13 protein-coding genes are annotated in these 14,227 nt (G+C 72.4%); 10 read left to right on the forward strand and 3 right to left on the reverse strand.

The features are described from left to right. Window positions 1–289: 289 nt before the first annotated feature. From AB0L59_RS40615 to AB0L59_RS40625, 3 genes are all read left to right on the forward strand, one after another. Window positions 290–820 carry a universal stress protein gene (locus AB0L59_RS40615; RefSeq protein ID WP_365592774.1) on the forward strand — a complete coding sequence of 177 codons (531 nt, stop codon included), beginning with the start codon at window positions 290–292 and terminating at the stop codon, window positions 818–820. A 255-nt stretch (window positions 821–1,075) separates the two neighbouring features. Beyond that, complete coding sequence (locus AB0L59_RS40620) at window positions 1,076–1,633, forward strand: hypothetical protein (RefSeq protein WP_365592777.1); 558 nt, start codon at window positions 1,076–1,078, stop codon at window positions 1,631–1,633. A gap of 269 nt (window positions 1,634–1,902) precedes the next feature. Next, on the forward strand, window positions 1,903–3,858 hold the full coding sequence (locus AB0L59_RS40625) for an amino acid transporter (RefSeq protein ID WP_365592780.1): 1,956 nt from the start codon (window positions 1,903–1,905) through the stop codon (window positions 3,856–3,858). A 44-nt stretch (window positions 3,859–3,902) separates the two neighbouring features. On the opposite strand, the gene AB0L59_RS40630 is transcribed toward AB0L59_RS40625, so the two are convergent. Next, a complete protein-coding gene (locus AB0L59_RS40630; RefSeq protein ID WP_365592782.1) occupies window positions 3,903–4,484 on the reverse strand; it encodes a DUF1707 domain-containing protein in 582 nt (193 codons plus the stop codon). A 123-nt stretch (window positions 4,485–4,607) separates the two neighbouring features. On the opposite strand from AB0L59_RS40630, the gene AB0L59_RS40635 reads away from it, so the two are divergent. Further along, the gene (locus AB0L59_RS40635) at window positions 4,608–5,003 is read left to right on the forward strand and encodes a helix-turn-helix transcriptional regulator (protein ID WP_365592785.1); all 396 of its coding nucleotides are present in this window, start codon (window positions 4,608–4,610) and stop codon (window positions 5,001–5,003) included. A gap of 18 nt (window positions 5,004–5,021) precedes the next feature. Here AB0L59_RS40635 and AB0L59_RS40640 read toward each other — a convergent pair whose 3' ends face one another. Beyond that, window positions 5,022–6,572 (reverse strand): helix-turn-helix domain-containing protein, encoded by a 1,551-nt coding sequence (locus AB0L59_RS40640; RefSeq protein WP_365592788.1) that lies wholly within the window; start codon window positions 6,570–6,572, stop codon window positions 5,022–5,024. A gap of 211 nt (window positions 6,573–6,783) precedes the next feature. Here AB0L59_RS40640 and AB0L59_RS40645 point away from each other — a divergent pair, with 211 nt between their 5' ends. Together AB0L59_RS40645 and AB0L59_RS40650 are read left to right on the forward strand one after the other, a co-directional pair. Further along, complete coding sequence (locus AB0L59_RS40645; RefSeq protein ID WP_365592790.1) at window positions 6,784–7,608, forward strand: FAD binding domain-containing protein; 825 nt, start codon at window positions 6,784–6,786, stop codon at window positions 7,606–7,608. Continuing rightward, window positions 7,605–10,343 (forward strand): molybdopterin-dependent oxidoreductase, encoded by a 2,739-nt coding sequence (locus AB0L59_RS40650; protein WP_365592793.1) that lies wholly within the window; start codon window positions 7,605–7,607, stop codon window positions 10,341–10,343. Before AB0L59_RS40645 ends, AB0L59_RS40650 begins: the two co-directional genes overlap by 4 nt. Here the strand turns inward: AB0L59_RS40650 and AB0L59_RS40655 are convergent. Then, window positions 10,258–10,746 (reverse strand): molybdopterin-dependent oxidoreductase, encoded by a 489-nt coding sequence (locus AB0L59_RS40655; protein WP_365592796.1) that lies wholly within the window; start codon window positions 10,744–10,746, stop codon window positions 10,258–10,260. The two genes, AB0L59_RS40650 and AB0L59_RS40655, sit on opposite strands and share 86 nt — an antisense overlap. A 206-nt stretch (window positions 10,747–10,952) precedes the next feature. Between AB0L59_RS40655 and modA the strand changes: the two genes are divergently transcribed. Genes modA through AB0L59_RS40675 form a run of 4 tightly spaced genes read left to right on the forward strand, consistent with a single transcriptional unit; the run spans window position 10,953 to window position 14,215 of the window. Continuing rightward, the gene (modA, locus tag AB0L59_RS40660) at window positions 10,953–11,783 is read left to right on the forward strand and encodes a molybdate ABC transporter substrate-binding protein (protein WP_365592799.1); all 831 of its coding nucleotides are present in this window, start codon (window positions 10,953–10,955) and stop codon (window positions 11,781–11,783) included. Further along, window positions 11,780–12,640, forward strand: coding sequence for a molybdate ABC transporter permease subunit (modB, locus tag AB0L59_RS40665; RefSeq protein WP_365592802.1), 861 nt, complete (start codon window positions 11,780–11,782; stop codon window positions 12,638–12,640). The genes modA and modB overlap by 4 nt, the downstream gene beginning before the upstream one ends. A 41-nt stretch (window positions 12,641–12,681) precedes the next feature. Continuing rightward, the gene (locus tag AB0L59_RS40670) at window positions 12,682–13,767 is read left to right on the forward strand and encodes an ABC transporter ATP-binding protein (RefSeq protein WP_365592805.1); all 1,086 of its coding nucleotides are present in this window, start codon (window positions 12,682–12,684) and stop codon (window positions 13,765–13,767) included. Between the two features lie 28 nt (window positions 13,768–13,795). Further along, entirely contained in the window at window positions 13,796–14,215 is a 420-nt protein-coding gene (locus AB0L59_RS40675; RefSeq protein WP_365592808.1) for a TOBE domain-containing protein, read from the forward strand. Window positions 14,216–14,227 lie beyond the last annotated feature (12 nt).

Consider the following 14,227-nt stretch of genomic DNA (forward strand, 5'->3'; position numbering starts at 1 on the left):
GCCCGGCACACGCTCGGGTCGGGGTGGAAGCCGGGCAGGACGGGATTGCCGTAGGTCCGCATGACTCGCCCCCAGAGCTGTTCGAAAGTTTCGACTGTGGCATCGAATCTTAGTGGTGGGCGGGTTTGTCGACCCCGGTCGTGGAGAGGGACGGGCATCCGGAAAAGACGCTGTCGGCCGGCTGGTCGAATCGCCGGTGCGGGAGTGGGATGGAAGGAGGCAAGGGCCTTGCAGGGCGGGCACGTCCGCGCGCGACGTCGCGGCGTCGCCCGCGAGGAACGGTGGAGTGATGTCCCGTTACGACGCCTCGGCGACTGCTCGGGTGGTGGTCGGTGTGAGCGGCTCCCTGGGCAGCGTCACCGCCCTGCGCCGGGCCACCGCGCTGGCCCGGCGCCTCGGAGCCGAACTGTGGCCGGTGCTGGCCTGGGAGCCGCCGGGCGGTGATCCGGCGGCGCGCCGCTCCCCCGCCGCCGGGCTGCTGCTCGAGGACTGGCAGCGGCTCGCCGCACAGCGGCTGGCCTCGGTGCTCGAGGAGATCTTCGGCGGTAACGTCCCCGGCGTGCCGATGCACGCCGTCGTCGTCCGTGGCGCTCCGGGCCCGGCTCTGGTGGCGACCGCGGACCGGGAGGACGACGTCCTGGTGGTGGGCGCCGGCCGACGCGGCCTGCACCGCGCCTTCTCGGGCCGGGTCTCCCGGCACTGCCTGGCGCACGCGGTCTGCCCGGTGCTCGCGGTACCCCCCTCCCCCCTGGAGTCGGAGCTGCTCTCCGTCCACCGGCGCAACACCTGGCACCTGCGCATGGACATCCGGGGCCTGTGAAGGCGCCTGCGGCGACAGCACGATCAGATTTCCGGGGCCGATGCGCCGTGGCACCCCGAGGTCCTGGTGCCCCGGACGCGTCCGGCTGCCCGTCCCGGCTCCGCGCCGGCTCCGGGTCGCGCTTCCGTGCCGGTGTTGCCCACCGGGCTTCCGCGTCGGACTTGCGTCAAGAACGGCCCGCCGGCCGTCAGGGCGCCGTCAAGGTGCGGTACGGCCGCGCTCCGGCGGCCCCGGGCCTGACTAACGTCATCGGACATGAGGCACCCCGACGGCACCCACACCCGGCTCGCCGGCCCGCACCCCAGCGGCCCGGCCGACGTGGTGTACGACCGCGACTGGAAAGCGGGCATGCGCTCCTCGCTCCGCTGTGCCGCTGTGCTGCTCGGACTGTTGTTGTCCGTCGACTGGGCGGCCGGCTCCCTCACCTTCTGGCGCGGTGCCCTGTGGATGGCCATCGCGCTCCTGCTGTTTCTCGTGCTCTGCCCGGTGCGGGTCTCGGCCGGACCGGGCTGGCTGGCCACCCGCCGTCTGCTGCGCACCCGCCGGGTCCGCACCGATCTGCTGATCGCGGCACGTCCGCTGGACGGCGTCGCCCAGCGCCTGGTCCTGCGTGACGCCCTCGGCAGCCGGGTCGAGATCGACCCCGAGGTCCTGCCCCGCAACCCGGGCCTCTGGTACCTGCTCGACGAGGGCGCCCGGGCGTCCGAGGCCGCCGGGACCCTGCTGTGCGGCACGACCGCCCTGCACCGCCTCGCCCGTCGCGTCGACCACGAGACGGCCCTGGGCGTGTTCCGGGCGTCCGGAATGGAATGAGGTGGTGCGATCGACGCCCTGAAAACATGACACTCGGTGGCCGTCCAGGGGCCGGCGGGGCGCCCAGTGCCCCGATCAGCCGTGCTCCCGCGAAACCTCTCCGGCCTCCGCTTCTTGATGCGACTCTGCCGCTCCCGCGCCATTCTTAACGCAAGATTGACGCCGCCCCCGCCCGTATTCATGGGCCCAGGCGTCACTCTCTGCTTACGCTGGTGCCGCCGTCCGCGTGATGGCCGGATAAGAGCTGAGCCGCATACAGGAGCCCACTGATGGCCACGACCGAGCACCCCCCTCCCAGTCGCCTGCGCAACTGGATGCTGGAGGGGCTGTCCGACATGGGCAAGCACGGTGGCCACACCGGGCCCTACGCCGAACCGGAGCCCCCGCACAAGGGCCAGCGGTGGTGGCGCGTGATGTGCCTGACCGGTGTCGACTACTTCTCGACCCTCGGCTATCAGCCGGGCATCGCGGCGCTGGCGGCCGGTCTGCTGTCCCCGATCGCGACGATCGTGCTGGTCATCGTCACCCTGGCAGGCGCCTTGCCGGTCTACCGTCGGGTGGCCGAGGAGAGCCCGCACGGCGAGGGCTCCATCGCCATGCTGGAGCGGCTGCTGTCGTTCTGGCAGGGCAAGCTGTTCGTCCTCACCCTGCTGGGCTTCGCGGCCACCGACTTCCTCATCACGATCACCCTGTCGGCCGCCGACGCCTCCACCCACCTCGTGGAGAACCCGCATCTGACCAGCGCTCTGCACGGCCACCAGATGGTGATCACGCTGTTCCTGGTGGCGCTGCTCGGCGCGGTGTTCCTCAAGGGCTTCCTGGAGGCGATCGGTGTCGCGTTCGCCCTGGTCGGCATCTACCTCGCGCTCAACGTGGTCGTGGTGGTCGTCGGCCTCTGGCACGTCGTCACCGCCGAGCACGTGATCACCGACTGGGGCACCGCCCTGACAGCGGAGCACGGCAACGTGTTCGTCATGGTCGGTGTGGCGCTGATCGTCTTCCCGAAGCTCGCCCTCGGCCTGTCCGGCTTCGAGACCGGCGTCGCCGTCATGCCGCACGTCCAGGGCGACGCCGGGGACACCGAGGAGAAGCCGACCGGCCGAATCCGGGACGCCAAGAAGCTGCTCACCACCGCCGCCCTCATCATGAGCGGCTTCCTGATCACCACCAGCTTCATCACCACGCTGCTCATCCCGGAGAACGACTTCAAGACGGGCGGCCCGGCAAACGGCCGTGCCCTCGCCTACCTCGCGCACCAGTACCTGGGTGGCGCCTTCGGCACGGTCTACGACATCTCGACGATCGCCATCCTGTGGTTCGCCGGTGCCTCCGCGATGGCGGGCCTGCTCAATCTCATGCCGCGCTACCTGCCCCGTTACGGCATGGCCCCGCACTGGGCGCGCGCCGTGCGTCCGATGGTCATCGTCTTCACGCTGATCGCGTTCCTGGTGACCTGGATCTTCGACGCCAACGTGGACAAGCAGGGCGGCGCCTACGCCACCGGTGTGCTCGTGCTGATCAGCTCGGCCGCCATCGCGGTGACCATCGCCGCGCGCAAGGCCGGGCAGCGCAAGTGGACCATCGGGTTCGGCGTGATCGCCACGGTGTTCCTCTACACGACCGTGGTCAACGTCATCGAGCGCCCGGACGGCGTGAAGATCGGTGCCTGCTTCATCGCCGGCATCATCCTCGTCTCGCTGGCCTCCCGGCTGGCCCGTGCCTTCGAGCTGCGCGTGACCAGCGTGACGCTCGACCCTCTTGCGGAACGATTCATCCGCGACATGGCCAGTCGCAAGATGCGGTTCATCGCCAACGAGCCGGGCCACCGGGACAAGGCCGAGTACCGGGACAAGATCGAGCAGATCAAGGCCGACAACGACATGCCCCAGCAGGAGGACTTCGTCTTCGTCGAGGTCACGGTCACGGACCCCTCCGAGTTCGAGGCGAGCCTGAGCGTGCGCGGCGAGGTCCTGCACGGCCGCTACCGCGTGCTGACCCTGGAATCCGCCTCCATCCCCAACGCCTTGGCCGCCCTGCTGCTCCACGTCCGGGACATCACCGGCTGCACCCCGCACATCTACTTCGAGTGGACCGAGGGCAGCCCCTTCGCCAACTTCCTGCGCTTCTTCCTCTTCGGTCAGGGCGAGGTCGCCCCGGTCACCCGAGAGGTGCTGCGCGAGGCGGAACCGGACCGGGTGCGCCGGCCGCGGGTGCACACAGGCTGAGACCGACCGCTCGACCCGGACCGCCCGGCGGCGGTGTGCGCGGCCTACCTGCCGAGCCACCGCCGGGGCGGCCGTACCTCCAGTCGCCCCATGCTGAGCCGGCCGTGTATCTCCACCCGGAGCACGGTCGGCGCACCGGGATCGCGGTCCGGCCGCACCTTGGTCCTGCCGTAGCCCATCACCAGCGCGTCGGCGTCCACGAACACACCGGGCCGGGTGATCAGCCGCAGGGCGCCGCCGCACATGTCGAGGTCGATGCGGAGGGTGTGGTGCGTGATCACCGCGCTGGAGAAGTCGAGGGTCACATGCCCCCAGGCAGAGGAGATCTCCATCCGGCGCGGCACCGCCCAGCCGTCCGCACGCACGGTCGAGGCGCCCCGCTGCCGGATCCGGACGACGTCCTTCGCCGGCGCCACGCCCGCCTCCCCGGGCAGGTCGGCGGTGAGCGCCGCGAGCTCGCCGAGCGTGCGCGCGGTCAGCGCCGCCGCCACGCGCTCGTCCAGTTCCTCGGGCATGATCCGGCCGTCTCCGGCGGCGCCCGTCAGGACGTCCACCACCCGGTCCCGGTCCGCGTGCGAGGCGCGCAGCCCGGACGACACCTCCGTGGGCAGCAGCTCGGCCGCCATACCCTCACCCCGATTCAGCTCGTCCCCGCAGGGAGCCCATCACGCACTAACGCTATATCGCGTTATACCCAACGGCCAACCCCACGTCCACGGTTCCCGGCCGGTGGCCCTATCGTGACCGGCATGCAGTCCTACACGATCGGCCAGGCGGCGCGGCTGCTCGGCGTGAGCCCGGACACCGCACGACGGTGGGCCGACGCGGGCCGGGTGGCGACCCATCGCGACGAGGCCGGGCGGCGGCTCATCGACGGCCGGGACCTCGCCGCGTTCTCGGTCGAACTGGCCAGGGCGGGCGGCGGCGAGGAGGACGCCTCCTACACCTCCGTCCGCAACGCCTTCCCCGGCATCGTCACGGCGATCAAACTCGGTGACGTCGCCGCCCAGGTGGAGATCCAGGCGGGCCCGCACCGGCTGGTGTCGCTGCTGACCCGGGAGGCCGTCGAGGAACTGGGCCTGGAGGTCGGCATGGAGGCCACCGCGCGTGTGAAGTCCACCAACGTGCACATCGACCGCGTCTGACCCGTCACGCTGCCGTTCTCACCGGCACAACAGCGCCGCCCACAGGTCGAGCCGGTCCCGTAGCCGGGACAGGTCGCGCCCGGTGAGCCGCTCGATCCGCTCCACCCGGTAGTGCACGGTGTTGACGTGCAGATGCAGCGCCTGCGCCGTGCGCGCCCATGAGCCGTCGCAGGCCAGGAAGGTCTCCAGGGTGCTCAGCAGCACGGCGGTGGCGGGCCGGCCGGTGTCCAGCAACGGACCGAGGACGGTACGGCTGAAGGCGGCACGCACCCCGGACGGCACCCCGGTGAGCAACGCGTCCAGGGTGGTGAGGGAGCCGGCGTCGGTGAGGCGGGACGCGTCGGGCGCCGTGGCGCGGGCCGAGGCGAGGGCGTAACAGGCCTGCGCCAACGCACCGCCCAGCGCCTCGGGTCCCGCGACGGGCGCGCCGATGCCGCCGTGCAGCACGACACCGGGCGCGCAGCCGGCGACCAGCGGCCACACCTCGTCCGCCCAGCCGTCCGGCACGCCGGACAGCACCGCGAAGGAGCTGCCGTCCGGCAACCGCCCCACGGCTGCCGCCACGGCGGGGTCCCCCTCGCCGCCCTCGCCCGGCGCACCTGCCAGATGCCCGGCCACCTCGCTCAACGCGCCCTCCGCGAGCAGCGCTTCGCCCTCTCCCGGCTGCCGCGCCGTCACGTCCGCCACGATCACCTGATACCGCCCCGCCCCCGGCAGCCCGCACCGGCGCAGCACCCCCTCCACCGCGGTGCCCTCCGGCCCGCCCGGAGCGGTCAGCAGCGCACCGAGTTCGTCCGCCGCCCGCGACCCGGCCGCCGGACGCCGGGCGCCTGCCTCCTGACAGTGCGCCAGCACGGCGGCGGCCTCGTGCAGCATGCGCGGCGGAGCCCCGTCGGGGTCGGGCAGGTACAGCAGCCAGCGCTCGTAGGCGGACACACCGCCGGTGGCGACGGAGGCGGTCACCCCGGACCCGTCGGCGACGAGCGTGACCGCCTCCCGCGCGGACACGGCCGGTGCGCCCGCCGTGGCCGCGACCGTCCGCCCCGACGGCGTGAAGACGTACGCGGCCGTCCCGCCGAGATGGGCGAAGGCCGCGTCGAGCACGGCGGCCGGGCCGGCCTCCTGGGCGAGCAGCCGGCTCAGCCGTACGCGCGTGTTCTCCGGCAGTGCGTGATGCCGGCTCAGCCCGCCCCACTGGCGCAGGTACACGGTGTCCGTGATCGACCGGAACATGATGTGCGCCGGCACTCCGGCGACCGGCACCCGGTGGCGTACGCAGGCCTCGACCAGGTCGTCGGGCACGCTCCCGTGGGTCTCCTCCCCTGCGAGCAGCGCGGCGGCCCCCGCGTCCCGCAGCGCCGAGACGAACCGCTCCGCCTTGCCGGGACCGCCGTCGGGCGACCACCACACCAGTCCGCTGAGCACCACCTCGCCGGGCCGCACGAAGCGGGCCGGGTCCTCCAGGTCGGTGACGGTGACACCGCTGATTTCACGCCTCAACAGCGCGTCCTCCGCCCAGAGCAGGCGCAGGCCGAGGGAGGCGTCCCCCAGGAGGTGTTCGACGTGCATGTGCTGGCTCCTCGTACGGCCGCCGGGTGGCGAGCTGAACCCCCGGACCCCTCGCATTCACCAGGCGAGTGCGAGATGAAGCATCGTAGATGCAAGCTTTCGCGAGCGGAATGCCTCTTGGTGGATCCTCCAGTCGGAGCGGCTTCGCCGTCGGCGTTTCCGTGCTCCGCACCAGTCGTCCGAGCCGCATCCCGTTGCTTCACTTTCAGCCATGGACCTGAACACGGTGGCCGAGATACGAGACGCCAGGCGGCCCGCGCCCTGGCGGCCGGGGGACGCCTGGCTCGGCGGCGGAACGTACCTGTTCTCCGAGCACCAACCGCATCTGCGGCGCCTGGTGGACCTGAGCCGGATGGGCTGGACACCCGTGAAACGCCACGCGGACGGCTCACTGGAGCTCGCCGCCACCTGCACCATCGCCGAACTGTCCCGTCACGCCCGGGACTTGCCCGCCCCTGCGGCTCCCCTCTTCGAACAGTGCTGCCGGGCGTTCCTCGCCTCCTTCAAGATCTGGAACATGGCCACGGTCGGCGGGAACCTGTGCAACGGCCTGCCGGCCGGCCCGATGATCTCCCTCACGGCGGCCCTCGACGGGGAGTGCCTTCTCATCGCCCAGGACGGCACCCGGCGCCGGCTCAGGGTCACCGAATTCGTCACCGGCGCGGGCCGCAAGGATCTCGCGGAGGGCGAGCTGCTGCGCTCGGTCACCCTCCCCGCCCGCGCCCTGGCCTGCCGTACGGCGTTCCGGCAGACCTCTCTCTACGGCCTCGGCCGCTCGGCCGCCCTGCTCGTCGGCACGCTCGACCCGGTCGACCACTCCGTGGCGATCACCGTCACCGCGGCCACGGTCCGCCCGGTGCGGCTGTGGTTCCCGCTGGCACCGACGGCCGACACGCTGCGGACGGCGATCGAGGGGGCCGTCGCGGACGACGAGTGGTTCGACGACATCCACGGACTGCCCGAGTGGCGGCGGCACATGACGTTCCGGATGGCGGAGGAGATCCGCCGGGAGCTCGCGGAGGGAGAGCGGCGATGAAGGTGGAGGTCAACGGAAGGTCCTTCGAGGAGGAGCCACGGCCCGGCCAGTGTCTGCGCACCTACCTGCGCGAACGCGGCTGGTTCGGCGTGAAGAAGGGCTGCGACGCCGGCGACTGCGGCGCCTGCACGGTCCATGTCGACGGCAGGCCCGTGCACAGCTGTCTGTACCCGGCCTTCCGGGCCGACGGACACCGCGTCACCACGGTCGAGGGCCTGGCCTCGCCGGACGGCGAACTCCACCCCGTCCAGCAGAAGTTCCTCGACGCCCAGGGGTTCCAGTGCGGCTTCTGCACGGCGGGCTTCCTGATGACCACGGCCGCCCTCGACGAGGACGAACTGGCCGACCTGCCGCGGGCGTTCAAGGGCAACCTGTGCCGCTGCACCGGCTACCGGGCCATCGAGGACGCCGTACGCGGGGTGAGGAACGTGGAGGCGCCCGCGCCGGGCGAATCCGTCGGCCGGAGTCTGCCCGCACCGGCCGGGCCGCAGGTCGTCACCGGTACCGCCCGCTACACCTTCGACATCGACGTGCCGGGCCTGCTGCACATGAAGCTGCTGCGCTCCCCGCACGCCCACGCCCGCATCCGAGCCATCGACACCTCCGCCGCCCTGCGCGTCCCCGGCGTCCACGCCGTCTTCACCCACCACGACGCCCCAAAGCGGCACTTCTCCACCGCCCGCCACGAGCACCCCGAGGAGGACCCGGCCGACACGCGCGTCCTCGACGACACCGTCCGCTACATCGGCCAGCGCGTCGCGGCCGTCGTCGCGGACAGCGAGGCCGCCGCCGAGGAGGGCTGCCGGCGGATCGAGGTGACGTACGAGGTGCTGCCGGCCGTCCTCGACCCGGAGGAGGCCATGCGTCCGGGGGCGCCCGTGGTCCACGACAAGGACGCCGCGACCGCCCGGATCTCCCGCCCCGAGGCCAACGTGGTCGACGAGGCGCACGGTGAGATCGGGGACGTGGCGGCCGGCTTGGCCGAGGCGGACGTCGTCTACGAGGAGACCTTCCGCACCCAGCGTGTGCAGCACGCGAGTCTGGAGACGCACGGGGCTCTCGCCTGGATCGACGAGGACGGCCGGCTCACCGTCCGCACGAGCTCCCAGACGCCGTTCCTCACCCGCCGTGCCCTGTGCGCGCTGTACGACCTGCCCGAGGAGCGGGTCCGGGTGGTGGCGGGCCGGGTCGGGGGCGGATTCGGCGGCAAGCAGGAGATGCTGGTCGAGGACGTCGTGGCGCTCGCCGTCCTGAAGTTGCGCCGCCCGGTGAAACTGGAGTACACACGCGCGGAGCAGTTCTACGGTGCCACCACCCGGCACCCCTTCACGATCCGGGTGATGGCGGGCGCCCGGCGCGACGGCACCCTCACCGCCCTCCAGCTGCACGTCGTCGCGAACACCGGCGCCTACGGCAACCACGGACCGGCCGTGATGTTCCACAGCGTCGGCGAGTCCATGGCCGTCTACCGCGCCGCGCACAAGAAGGTCGACGCCTACTCGGTGTACACGCACACCGTCCCGGCGGGCGCCTTCCGCGGCTACGGCCTCGGCCAGGTGCTGTTCGCGGTGGAGTCCGCGCTGGACGAACTGGCCCGCCGGCTCGGCCTGGACCCGCTGGAGTTCAAGGCCCGCAACATCATCGGTCCCGGCGAGCGGATGCTCACGCCCGCCGGGCACGAGGAGGACCTGCACATCGCGAGCTACGGCCTCGACCAGTGCCTGTCGATCGTGCGCAGGGCGCAGTCCCAGCCCGCCGAACCAGCCCCCGAGGGCTGGCTGGTCGGTGAGGGCGCGGCCCTTGCGATGATCGCGACCGGGCCGCCCGGCGGCCACATCGCCGACGCCAAGGCCGCCCTGCTGCCCGACGGCACCTTCGATCTGGCGGTCGGCACCGCCGAGTTCGGCAACGGCACCACCACCGTGCACAGGCAGATCGCCGCCGGCGAACTCGCCACCACCGTCGACCGGATCGCCATCCGCCAGTCCGACACGGACGTCGTACGGCACGACACCGGCGCGTTCGCCTCCACCGGCACGGTCGTCGCCGGCAAGGCCACCTTGCGCGCCGCCCGCGCCCTCGCCGACCAGCTGCTGGACTTCGCCGCCGCTCATCTGGGCATGCCTCGCGCCGACTGCAGGCTCGCCGAGGAGGCCGTGCTGCACCCCGGCGGACGCCTGCTGCTCAAGGAGCTGCACGCGGCCTCCCGCGCGGTCGGCCTGGAGCTCTCCGCCGACGGGCACTTCGGTGGCACCCCCCGCTCGGTCGCCTTCAACGCGCACTGGTTTCGTGTGGCGGTCGATCCCGGCACCGGCGAGATCCGCATCCTGCGCAGCGTGCACGCGGCCGACGCCGGCAAGGTGATGAACCCGATGCAGTGCCGCGGCCAGGTCGAGGGCGGGGTCGCCCAGGCGCTCGGCGCCACGCTCTTCGAGCGGGTCCTGCTGGACGAGCGGGGCGCGGTCGACACGGCCGCCTTCCGCCGCTACCGGCTCCCGCAGTACGCCGACGTGCCGCGCACCGAGGTGCACTTCATGGAGACGGCCGACGCGATCGGCCCGCTGGGCGCCAAGTCGATGAGCGAGAGCCCCTTCAACCCGGTCGCCCCGGCCCTGGCCAACGCGCTGCGGGACGCGACGGGCGTGCGGTTCACCGAGGTGCCGCTGCTGCGTGACCGGGTGTGGCGGGAGCTGGAGCGCCACAGCGGTAGCGGCCGTCCACCCGGATCGCCGTGATCCCGCTGATGTGCCGGGCCCCGCACCGGTCCTGAGGCAGGACCAGCTGGGGCCCGGCCGCGTCCAGCGGGGTGTCGTCGATGCACACGCCCAGCAGGACCGGCGCGGCCGCGAAGTCGGGGTCGATCTCGGCCCAGGACAGCACGGCGTGGTGGCCGTCGGTGCCGGTGACGGCGATGAGGAAGCGCAGCCGGTCCTTGCGCCGCGCCGGGTCGAAGCCCGGCCCCGCGTCGGTGAGGACGTCGTACAGGCGCGGGCCGGCGAACCGGTGGTGCTGGACGCCGCTGGTCGCGCACTCGAAGCTGACGTCCGCCCGGTGCTGCGGCCAGCGGAGCAGGTCCGGCACGGTCAGCCGGGCGGGCCGGGCCAGATCGCCGGTCAGAGCGAGTTCCGCGAGCGTCACCTGCGACCACCTCCCGCAGCACCGTACCCCCCGCGACGCTCCGTGCAAACGCACATGCAAGCTACAAGTCACGAGTTCGCAGCTCATGCGATGCGACAGGAGACTTACAGCTGGCAGATGCGGCAGTATCATCGCCGCACGGCCGGGTTCGCCGGCCGTGACAGGGCGCGACAGTTGTTCCACAGAACCCGAGGAGTAGAACCGTGATGACCCGTTCCGTGCGCCGGACCCGGCGGATGCTGCAGCTGGCCGGTGCGGGAGCCGCCGCCCTGATGGCACTCAGCGCCTGCTCCTCCTCGTCGGACTCGTCCAAGTCCAAGGACACCTCGGCCTCCTCGGGGTCGTCGGCCTCGCCGAAGCTGTCCGGCGACGTCACCGTTTTCGCCGCCGCCTCCCTGAAGGAGAGCTTCACGACCCTGGGCAAGGAGTTCGAGCAGCAGCACCCGGGCACCAAGGTCAACTTCAACTTCGGCGGCAGCGACACCCTGGCCGCCAGCATCACCGGCGGTGCCCCGGCGGACGTCTTCGCCGCCGCCAGCCCCAAGACCATGGCGATCGTGACGGACAAGAAGGACGCGGTCGGCACCCCGGCCACCTTCGTCCGCAACCAGCTGGAGATCGCCACCCTCCCGGGCAACCCCGACAAGGTGTCCTCCTTGAAGGACCTCACCAAGTCCGGCCTGAAGGTCGTCCTGTGCGACAAGACGGTTCCGTGCGGCGCCGCCGCGCAGAAGGCCCTGGACGCCAGCAGGCTCAAGCTCACCCCGGTCTCCTACGAGCAGGACGTCAAGGCCGCCCTGAACAAGGTCGAACTGAAGGAGGCGGACGCCGCCGTCGTCTACAAGACCGATGTGAAGTCCGCCGGTGGCAAGGTGGAGGGCGTGGAGTTCCCCGAGTCCGCCGAGGCGATCAACGCCTACCCGATCGTCCTGCTCAAGAACGCCCCGAACGCCCAGGCCGCCAGGGCGTTCGTCGCCCTCGTGCAGTCGGCCGAGGGCCAGAAGGTGCTGAGCGAGGCCGGGTTCCTCAAGCCGTGACCTCGCATCTCGAGCCCGGCGCCGCGACCGGTCCACGCACGGATCGGCCGCGGCGCCGCCGCGTCGGCGCGGGGGGCCGGCGCGGGGTGCCGTTGCCGCTGCTGCTGCCGGGCCTGCTGGCGCTGGCGTTCCTGCTGCTGCCGCTGCTCGCGCTGCTCGTCCGCGCACCCTGGCGCACCCTGCCGGGCCAGCTGTCCAGCACCGAGGTGTGGCAGGCGCTGCAGCTGTCGCTGGTCAGCGCCACCGCGGCGACGGCCGTCAGCCTCGTCCTGGGTGTGCCGCTGGCCTGGCTGCTGGCCCGTACCGAGTTTCCCGGGCGGGGATTCGTCCGGGCCCTGGTGACGCTGCCGCTCGTGCTGCCGCCGGTGGTCGGCGGTGTGGCGCTGCTGCTCGCCCTCGGCCGCAACGGGGTGATCGGCAAGTGGCTGGACGCCTGGTTCGGGATCACCCTGCCGTTCACCACCACCGCAGTCGTGATCGCGGAGGCGTTCGTCGCGATGCCGTTCCTGGTCATCAGCGTCGAGGGCACGCTGCGCGCGGCCGACCCGCGCTACGAGGAGGCTGCGACCACGCTCGGCGCCTCCCGCTTCACCGCGTTCCGCCGGGTCACCCTGCCGCTGATCGCACCCGGCATCGCCGCGGGCGCGATCCTGGCCTGGGCGCGTGCGCTCGGCGAGTTCGGGGCGACGATCACGTTCGCGGGCAACTTCCCCGGCCGCACCCAGACCATGCCCCTCGCGGTCTACCTGGCCCTGCAGAACGACCCCGACGCGGCGATCTCCCTCAGCCTGGTGCTGCTGGCGGTGTCGATCGCGGTGCTGGCCGGGTTGCGCGACCGCTGGATGACGGGGGCGTGACCATGGCAGCCGACCCCGGGCATGTGCGAACGTACGGACCCATGACCGACATCGACGCCCCCGAAGCCGGCCTCAGGAGGGTGGGCGACGAGGGGCTCGACGCCCACCTCGTCGTCGACCGCGGCTCCTTCCGGCTCGACGTGGCCCTGACCGCGGCCCCCGGAGACGTCGTCGCCCTGCTCGGTCCCAACGGCGCCGGCAAGACCACCGCCCTGCGCGCCCTGGCCGGACTCGCCCCGCTCACCGACGGTCATCTGCGCCTGGACGGCGCCGCGCTGGAGCGCACTCCCCCGGAGTCCCGTCCGGTCGGCGTGGTCTTCCAGGACTACCTGCTCTTCCCCCATCTGTCCGCGCTGGACAACGTGGCCTTCGGGCCGCGCTGCCAGGGCGTGTCCAAGGCCGAGGCGCGTGCCCAGGCCGCCGAGTGGCTGGACCGGATGGGCGTCGCCGGCCACGCGAGCGCGAAGCCCCGCCGCCTGTCCGGAGGGCAGGCGCAGCGCGTGGCCCTCGCCCGCGCCCTGGCCACCCACCCCCGGCTGCTGCTCCTCGACGAGCCACTGGCCGCGCTGGACGCCCGCACCCGCCTGGAGGTCCGCGCCCAACTGCGCCGCCATCTGGCCGAGTTCGAGGCGGTCGCCGTCCTGGTCACGCACGACCCGCTGGACGCGATGGTGCTCGCGGACCGGCTGGTCGTCGTAGAGCACGGGCAGGTCGTCCAGGAGGGCGGCCCCGCCGACATCGCCCGCCACCCACGCACCGACTACATCGCCCAGCTCGTCGGGCTCAACCTCTACCGCGGCCGGGCGCAGGGGCATACGGTGCGACTCGACGCGGGACCCTCGATCACCACCACGGAGGACCTGACGGGGCCGGTCTTCGTGGCGTTCCCGCCCGGCGCCGTCACTCTGTTCCGGGACCGGCCCACCGGTGCCAGCGCCCGAAACCTCTGGCGCTGCGAAGTGGTGGGCCTGGAGACGCACGGCGACCAGATCCGCGCCGACCTCGGCGGCGAGCTCCCCCTCGCCGCCGACCTCACCACGGTCGCCGCCGCCGACCTCGATCTGCACCCGGGCGCTGCCGTCTGGGCGACGGTCAAAGCGACGCAGACACATGCATACCCGGCCTGACCGGGTGGGCGCCCTACCGTGGGTGCCCATGACCCTGAGCATCCGCAACCAGCTTCCCGGCACGGTCACCGAAGTCCACCAGGGCGAGGCGATGGCCACCGTCAGGCTCCGTCTGGACGGCGGCCAAGACCTCATGGCGGCCATCACCAAGGAGTCCGCCGAGGACCTGGCCCTCGCCCCCGGCTCGGTCGTTCGCGCCCTGGTGAAGTCGACCGAGGTCTCCCTGGCCGCCCGACGGGTCGAGGGCCTGTCGATCCGCAATCAGATCCCCGGCGCGATCACCGGCCTCACGACAGGCGCCGTCATGGCCTCCGTCAAGATCTCTGTCGACGGCGGCGAACTGACCGCGGCGATCACCAAGGACGCGGTCGCCGACCTCGGCCTCTTCGTGGGCTCCGACGTGGTCGCCCTCATCAAGGCGACCGAGGTGTCCCTGGCGACGACGTGACACGGCGAGGCC

It is taken from the genome of Streptomyces sp. NPDC052109 (assembly GCF_040680195.1).
In the GTDB taxonomy this organism is placed as follows: Bacteria; Actinomycetota; Actinomycetes; order Streptomycetales; family Streptomycetaceae; genus Streptomyces.